Origin of the sequence: Pseudoduganella sp. RAF53_2, assembly GCF_052113985.1 — a bacterium.
Taxonomy (GTDB): domain Bacteria; phylum Pseudomonadota; class Gammaproteobacteria; order Burkholderiales; family Burkholderiaceae_D; genus Rugamonas.
In genome coordinates this window covers 1-6,780 of sequence record NZ_JBFRDW010000315.1, presented here as the reverse complement: position 1 = coordinate 6,780, position 6,780 = coordinate 1, and the positions used below count along the sequence as shown (strand labels likewise).

Annotated in this window: 7 protein-coding genes; 1 reads left to right on the top strand and 6 read right to left on the bottom strand. The window is 61.7% G+C overall.

The features are described from left to right. From AB4Z11_RS18600 to AB4Z11_RS18580, 5 genes are all read right to left on the bottom strand, one after another. A partial coding sequence (locus AB4Z11_RS18600; RefSeq protein WP_442026787.1) for an ATP-binding cassette domain-containing protein occupies positions 1–222 on the bottom strand: 222 nt, incomplete at its 3' end. After that, positions 212–970 carry an ABC transporter permease gene (locus tag AB4Z11_RS18595; RefSeq protein ID WP_442026786.1) on the bottom strand — a complete coding sequence of 253 codons (759 nt, stop codon included), beginning with the start codon at positions 968–970 and terminating at the stop codon, positions 212–214. The genes AB4Z11_RS18595 and AB4Z11_RS18600, both read right to left, overlap by 11 nt. Next, the gene (locus tag AB4Z11_RS18590; protein ID WP_442026785.1) at positions 958–1,419 is read right to left on the bottom strand and encodes a cupredoxin domain-containing protein; all 462 of its coding nucleotides are present in this window, start codon (positions 1,417–1,419) and stop codon (positions 958–960) included. The genes AB4Z11_RS18595 and AB4Z11_RS18590 overlap by 13 nt, the downstream gene beginning before the upstream one ends. Beyond that, a complete protein-coding gene (locus tag AB4Z11_RS18585) occupies positions 1,416–1,985 on the bottom strand; it encodes an SCO family protein (protein ID WP_442026784.1) in 570 nt (189 codons plus the stop codon). The genes AB4Z11_RS18590 and AB4Z11_RS18585 overlap by 4 nt, the downstream gene beginning before the upstream one ends. Then, the gene (locus tag AB4Z11_RS18580) at positions 1,982–2,980 is read right to left on the bottom strand and encodes an ABC transporter substrate-binding protein (RefSeq protein ID WP_442026783.1); all 999 of its coding nucleotides are present in this window, start codon (positions 2,978–2,980) and stop codon (positions 1,982–1,984) included. Before AB4Z11_RS18580 ends, AB4Z11_RS18585 begins: the two co-directional genes overlap by 4 nt. Positions 2,981–3,029: 49 nt before the next feature. Here AB4Z11_RS18580 and AB4Z11_RS18575 point away from each other — a divergent pair, with 49 nt between their 5' ends. Then, positions 3,030–4,823 carry a PHA/PHB synthase family protein gene (locus AB4Z11_RS18575; RefSeq protein ID WP_442026782.1) on the top strand — a complete coding sequence of 598 codons (1,794 nt, stop codon included), beginning with the start codon at positions 3,030–3,032 and terminating at the stop codon, positions 4,821–4,823. Here the strand turns inward: AB4Z11_RS18575 and AB4Z11_RS18570 are convergent. Then, positions 4,817–6,780 (bottom strand): NHL repeat-containing protein (locus tag AB4Z11_RS18570; protein WP_442026781.1); only part of this gene is annotated, 1,964 nt, incomplete at its 5' end. The two genes, AB4Z11_RS18575 and AB4Z11_RS18570, sit on opposite strands and share 7 nt — an antisense overlap.

Genomic DNA, 6,780 nt, shown 5'->3' with positions numbered 1-6,780 from the left:
TTTCGGACTAGGCCGCGTGACACGCTCGCCGTCGATGGCCACCTCGCCGGAGTCGGCCTGCTCGAAGCCGGCGATGATTTTCATGAGCGTCGACTTGCCGCAGCCGGATGGACCGACGATGGCCACGAATTCGCCGTCGGCGATGGCGATGTCCACCCCATCCACCACCGGCAGCGCATTGAAGTTCTTGCGGATATTGCTGACGACGACCTTAGCGTCCATAACGCCACCTTACCAGTTTGAGTCTTTCGAGCAGACGCATGATGCCGTCCAGGGCGAGGCCAATCATGCCGATGATGATCATGGCTGCCACCACCAGGTCGTAGCGGTTGCCCGCATTACGCGAATCCATGATCAGATAGCCCAGGCCGGAGCGCAGCGCGATCATTTCCGCCGCCACCACCACCAGCCACGCCACGCCAAGGCTGATGCGCATGCCGACGATAATTTCCGGCAGCACGGCCGGAACAATCACCTGGCGGAACAGCTTCGCACGTGAGACGCCGAAGTTTTCCGCGGCACGCAGATAGCGCTTTTCGATGGTGTGCACGCCGGCTGCGGTCTGCACAATCATCGGGAACAAGGCAGCAATAAAGATCAGGAACACCGGCGAGGCATTGCCCACGCCGAACCAGAGAATCGCGATAGGAATCCAGGCGATCGGCGAAATCGGACGCAGAATCTGGAATACGGGATTCAGCGTGCGGAAAGCGCCGTCTACACGGCCCATCCACAAGCCCATTGGTATCGCTACCGCGACTGCCAGCAAAAATCCGCTGGCTACCCGGCCGAGCGAGGCGCCGATATGCTCCCACAGCGTGCCGTCTTCCACCAGTTCCATCGTGCCTGTCACCACTTGTGCGGGTGTCGGGAATATCAGGCTGTCGGTGGCGATCACGGTGATCCACCAGACCGCGACGATGGCCAACAGCACCAGCGCCGGCGGCCAGATCTTGTTCAGTTTCTCCATTGGATAAAGGTAGTCAGGGTTTGCAGGCGCCAGCGCAGCCGCTGCCAGCCAGCTTGCGGCGTGGGCAAAACCACAACCGTCATCTGGCCGCTGGCGTGAGCCGTGCAGGCGAAGGGATAATCGGCCGCCTGCTCGAATGGCAAGCGGAAGTCCTGGCCGGGCATGATCAGCACCGGACCGAAAATTTGCGGCACCGTGTCGCTATTGCGCAGCAGGAGCACATCGTTGGCGCCCAGCGTGAGCGTGATGCGCTCGGGCAGAATCTCGGTCTTTTCACCAGCCATGCGCCGTGCCCAGGTGCCTTTGGGGATTTCAAACAATTCGTCGCGGCTCGCCACATGAACTGGCGCGAAGGCAGCCCATGCCGTCACGCCTGCCACGGCCAGCGCAGCGGCGATGCCCAGTCCCGCCAGACAGGGGCCGGCCTTGATGCGACCATCCTCGTTCATTCGGCCTTCGCCAGCAGGTTCACGTCGTGCACAATATCGTCGGCGGGGCGGCCAAACGGCATCAGCGCGCGCAGTCTGCCCTGCGGATCAATAAAATAGAGGTAGGAGGAATGGCCCATCGTGTAATCGGCCTTGCTGCCCTCAACCATTTTCCTGGTAGCCGTGATCCCGTAGGCCTGGCGGATGGCGGCCATCTGCTGCGGCGTGCCGGTCAGGCCGATGAAGCTCTTATCGAACTGCGTCAGGTATTTCCGCAGTTTCTGCGGGGTGTCGCGCTCAGGATCGACGCTGACAAAGACCACCTGCAGCTTGTCGCCTAGTTTGGCGCGGGCCTGGGTCAGCAAGGCCAGCGAGACGGGACACACGTCCTGGCAGCTGGTATAGCCAAATTCCAGCACCACGACTTTACCGCGCAAGGCGGACAGCTTGAAGTTGCTGCCGTCGGCGGCGGCCTGCATAATCTCAGGCGCCTGGCGCGGCGGCTCGAATACACCGGACTTGAGTTTGTCGGCAGCACTGGCGGATGCCGCGAGCAAGGCGGCGGCGATGGCAATGCGGAGCTTCATAGCGCAATCGTGGCCGGCTTGATGGCCTTGACGAAGCTCTCGTCCACGTACTGCTCGTAGGCCACCGGGCGTTTCAGCGTGCCGGCTTCCAGGGACAGCTTCATCAGCTCATCGAATTCGGCACGGATCATGCGCAAGTCGCCGTACGTCACGCGGTCGCTGGGATTCTCCATCACAAACTTGATGATGTTCGGGTCCTGGTTGAAGAATTTGCGGCCGGATGCAATCCTGGCGGCCTTATCGCGGTTGACGGGATTGGCATCCAGCCAGTTGCCCGCCGCCTGAACGTAGTTGACCAGCTCCTGCACAATCGGGCGGTCTTCCTTGATCAATTCCTCGCGCACGGTCAGCACGCAGCAAATGTAGTTGCGCCATTCGTCACGGGTCATGGCCAGCGGACGGGCATAACCTGCTTTCTGCGCTGCGGCGCCGAAAGGCTCGCCGGTGCAGTAAGCGTCGACGGCCTTCGCGTACAACGCTGCCGGCATGTCCGGCGGCGCCATTYCCATGATCTCGATATCTTTTGGCGTCATCTTCTCGCGCGCCAGCATCTTGCGCAGGAAGAGGAAGTCCACGGCAAAACGGCTTGGAATGGCGATGCGCTTGCCTTTCAGATCGGCGAAGCGCTTGTAAGGCGAATCGGTGCGCACCATGATCACAGCGCCCGAACGATGGCCTAGCGATACGATCTTCATCGGAATGCGCTTGTCCGCCAGATCCATCACCAGCGGCGCCAGCATGTAGGCCGCCTGGATACGGCCCGTCATCAGCGATTCCTTGATCTCCGGCCAGCCACTGTATTTGCTATACTCGAATTGAGGCCCTTTGGCGCTACAGGCAATCGGCAAGGTCAGATTGCAGGTAACGGGAAGTCCACCGACGACCAGGGTTTTGCTGGCAGCACTGGCGGTACTTAATCCCGCCAGGGGCAGTGCCAGCGCGCTCCCCAAGATCTGGCGGCGGCGCAGGAAATGTGACGTTTCGAATTCGGACATTGCTCAGCAGTGTACTTAGGACAAACCATTGTAGCATTGGAAAAACGTCATGGATCACGCCAATTCGCCGCCGTGGGCAACCACGCCATTCGAGCGCCTTGCCAGCGCCTGGCAAGGAATGATGGAATCCCAGGCCGCGCCTTATGACAACGCGCGCTGGGACTTGCTGCTCAATGCCTGGCTAGGCCGCTCCACCGGTTTCATTTCCCCCGCCGCGGTCGGCCTGGCATTCGCCGACTGGCTGGCGCATCTCACCTTCTCGCCCTCCAAACGGGAGGAACTGCTGCAAAAGGCCCTGCACAAGCTGGCGCGCTGGCAGACTTACGCCGCGCAGGCCGTTTTGCGTCCGGAAGGGCCGGTGCGCGAATGTATTGCGCCCCTGCCCCAGGACCGGCGTTTCACTGACCCCGCCTGGCAGCACTGGCCCTACAACGTTCTGGCGCAGGGCTTCCTCCTGCAGCAGCAGTGGTGGCACAGCGCCACGACCGGCGTGCGCGGCACCTCCAGGCACCATGAGGAAGTGGTGACCTTCATCGTCCGCCAATGGCTGGATATGCTGGCGCCGTCCAATTTCATCGCAACCAATCCGGTCGTGATGGATGAAACGCTGCGGCGCGGCGGCGCCAATCTGGTGCACGGCACGGCCAGCGCCTTCGCCGACTGGCAGCGCACGCAGCGTACGCCGGACTACGCCGAACACCATTTCCAGCCCGGACGCAATGTCGCCGTCACGCCGGGCCGCGTGGTGTTCCGCAACCGGCTCATCGAGCTGATTCAGTACGACGCCACCACAACACAAGTGCACGCGCGCCCGCTGCTGATCGTCCCTGCCTGGATCATGAAGTATTACATCCTCGACCTGTCGCCTCACAATTCGCTGGTGCGCTACCTGGTTGACAAGGGTCACACCGTATTCATGATCTCCTGGAAGAATCCGGGCGAAGCGGAACGCGAGCTGTCAATGGAAGACTATCGCCGCGAAGGCGTCATGGCGGCACTGGATGCGGTGGGCGACATCACCGGCGCGGCCGACGTGAATGCGGCCGGCTACTGCCTTGGCGGCACTTTGCTGTCGATCGCCGCAGCCGCCATGGCGCGAGATGGCGACAAACGGCTGGCCAGCATGACGCTGCTGGCGGCGCAGACCGACTTCACGGAACCCGGCGAGCTGTCGCTGTTCATCGACGACAGCCAGATCAGTTTCCTGGAAGCGGCGATGTGGGAGCGCGGCTATCTCGACACCAGCCAGATGGCCGGCGCCTTCCAGCTGCTGCGCACCAATGACCTGATCTGGTCGCGCCGCCTGAAGCACTATCTGCTCGATTTGCCGGACACCGAAACGGATCTGATGTCCTGGAATGCGGACGCAACGCGCATGCCCTACCGCATGCACTCCCAGTATCTGCGCCAGCTTTTCCTCAACAACGAACTGGCGCGCGGCCGCTATCACTGCGACGGACGGCCGGTAGCGCTGGGCGATCTGCGCTTGCCGCTGTTTGCGGTGGGCACCGTGTCGGATCACGTGGCGCCGTGGCGCTCCGTCTACAAATTGCTACAGCTGACGCGCTGCGAGGCGCACTTTCTGCTGACGACGGGCGGCCATAACGCGGGGGTGATTTCGCCACCCGGAAATGGCCAGCGCAGCTATCAGCTGGCGCGGCGCGCAGCCCGTGCCAGCTATATGGCCCCGGATGAGTGGCAAGCCTCCGCCCCGCACTTCGAAGGTTCGTGGTGGCCCGCCTGGGAAGGATGGCTGGCCCGCCACTCGGGCGTGTACGGGCCGCCGCCCCAGCCCGGCCCGCAACTCGGGCCGGCGCCGGGAAGCTATGTGCTGGTTCAGTAGGAGTAGACGTTCACCACATTGAAGGTGGTATCCGGCACATACAGCCGGCCGCCGCGTGCGTAGATGAAGAACGGCATCCACACGCCGCCTACGTCGGGATGGCGCTTGAACGCCAGCTCGCCGCTGACGAATTCCAGCGTCTTCTCCTTGATGTCGAAGACCTTGAAGGCGCGGTTCACCAGATCGTTGACGATCAGACGGTTGTTCTCGTCCACGCACAGGCTGGCGGGCAAGAAGAAGTTTTCGTAGTCCTGTTCCAGCACGTCGCAATAGCCTGATTTACCGAAGCTCCACAGGCTGTTGCCGTCGCGGTCGAACACGCGGATGCAGTTATTGAACTGGTCGCAGACGAAGACGCGGTCCTGCTTATCGATGGCCACATCGCAAGGCGCGAAGGTAGCGAGCTCCTTGCCCTTCTCCTTCCAGCGGAAATTCTTCACGAAGCTGACCAGGCCACTCGGCTGCAACTGCCATTTCGAGATGCGGTTGTTCAGCGAGTCCGCAATGAAGATCTCGCCGTAGCGATTCACCTCAAGACCCTGCGGAGCGCTCAGCGCGCCATCATCGTCGCCTTCGCGGCCAAAGGGTATGCCGTAATTGAGCAAGTGACCGTTCGGACCATACTGGTACATGCTGACCGTGCAGGTGGTGAAGTTGGTGATGAAGACAACCGGCGTACCGGGACAAACCTGGCCAAGCAGCGGCTGCGATGGATAGTAGACCGCCATCGCCAGATCGCCTGCTGCGAAAAGGCCCCGCACCATGTTCTGCATTTGCGTCATGGGGTCGACGGCAGTGTCGAAACTCTTCAGGCACCAGTTACCGGAATCGAGGTTGTACGAGGTTTTGCCAACACTGGCCAGCGGGTCGAAGCCACTGTGGGTTTTGACCTGGTCGTACCAGTATTGATAGACGTTGGCGGCGGCGGACGCCCAGCCATCCAGCCAGTTCGAAATCGGCAGAATGGCGCCGGCGCCTTTGCGGTGCGGGTCGACGCCAATCACGGCGGACATGCAATTGAACTGCGAGGTCTTGCGTTCGCGCGAGGCGGAGTCGCGGCGGTGGCCGACGGCATCCAGCAGGATCGCATCCTCGTCGCCGCCATCCAGCACGGCAGGAATGCGCACCTTCAGCACGGTCGATGCGAACGGCTCGGTAATGTAATAGACATTCGGCTCCCTGGCGCCCGCCAGCTGGTAAGGACCGACGAAGACCGCATCCTCCAGCGCGTTGTAGACGAAATCGGACAGCGAATGCGCTGCCTGCGGTTTGTGGTTCCAAAGCGGCAGCATGCCTTCGATGGTGGCCAGGTGCTTGCCGCTGATGGTGCTGTAGACCGTGATGGCATTGTCCATCTGGCCCGGCACAAAGACCTTGTCGCCAATGACGCACACGGAACGCATCACGTTGTACTTGCCGATGCCGGCCGGGTTGCCAAAGCTATGCAACAGCGCCGATTCGTCCGGCGCCTGCACCACTTCGTCCTTCACCGGCCAGGCGGTATCGATGCGCAGCACTTCGTAGTCGCCGGTGTTGGCGAGGTAAAGGCGCCCCTGCGCATCGGAGGCGATGCCCTGTGGCCAGAGCAGGTCGTGTTTGTGGCCGGGGTCCTGCACGGTGCGGAATTGCAGGACGAATTTACCGTCCGGGGTAAATTTCACGCAGCGGCTGCGGTCATCGTTTTTTGTGTGGAAGAACTCATCGCACACATACAGATAATTCTTGCCGTCCTTCTCGCGCACGATGGTCAGTCCATTCGGATCGCTGAGCGGCAGGAAGTGCTCGCCGTTGATGCCGTCCACCGCATCACCGAATGCGAAGCTGAAGTCCACCTGCTTCTCGTCGTAGCTGTAGACCACCACGCGGCCGTTGCCCATGTCAGTGAAGTACATCAGGTTTTCTTCCGGATGCGGGCAAAGGTGGAAAGGCATCAACAGGCGCTTGTCGGTGTCGGCGC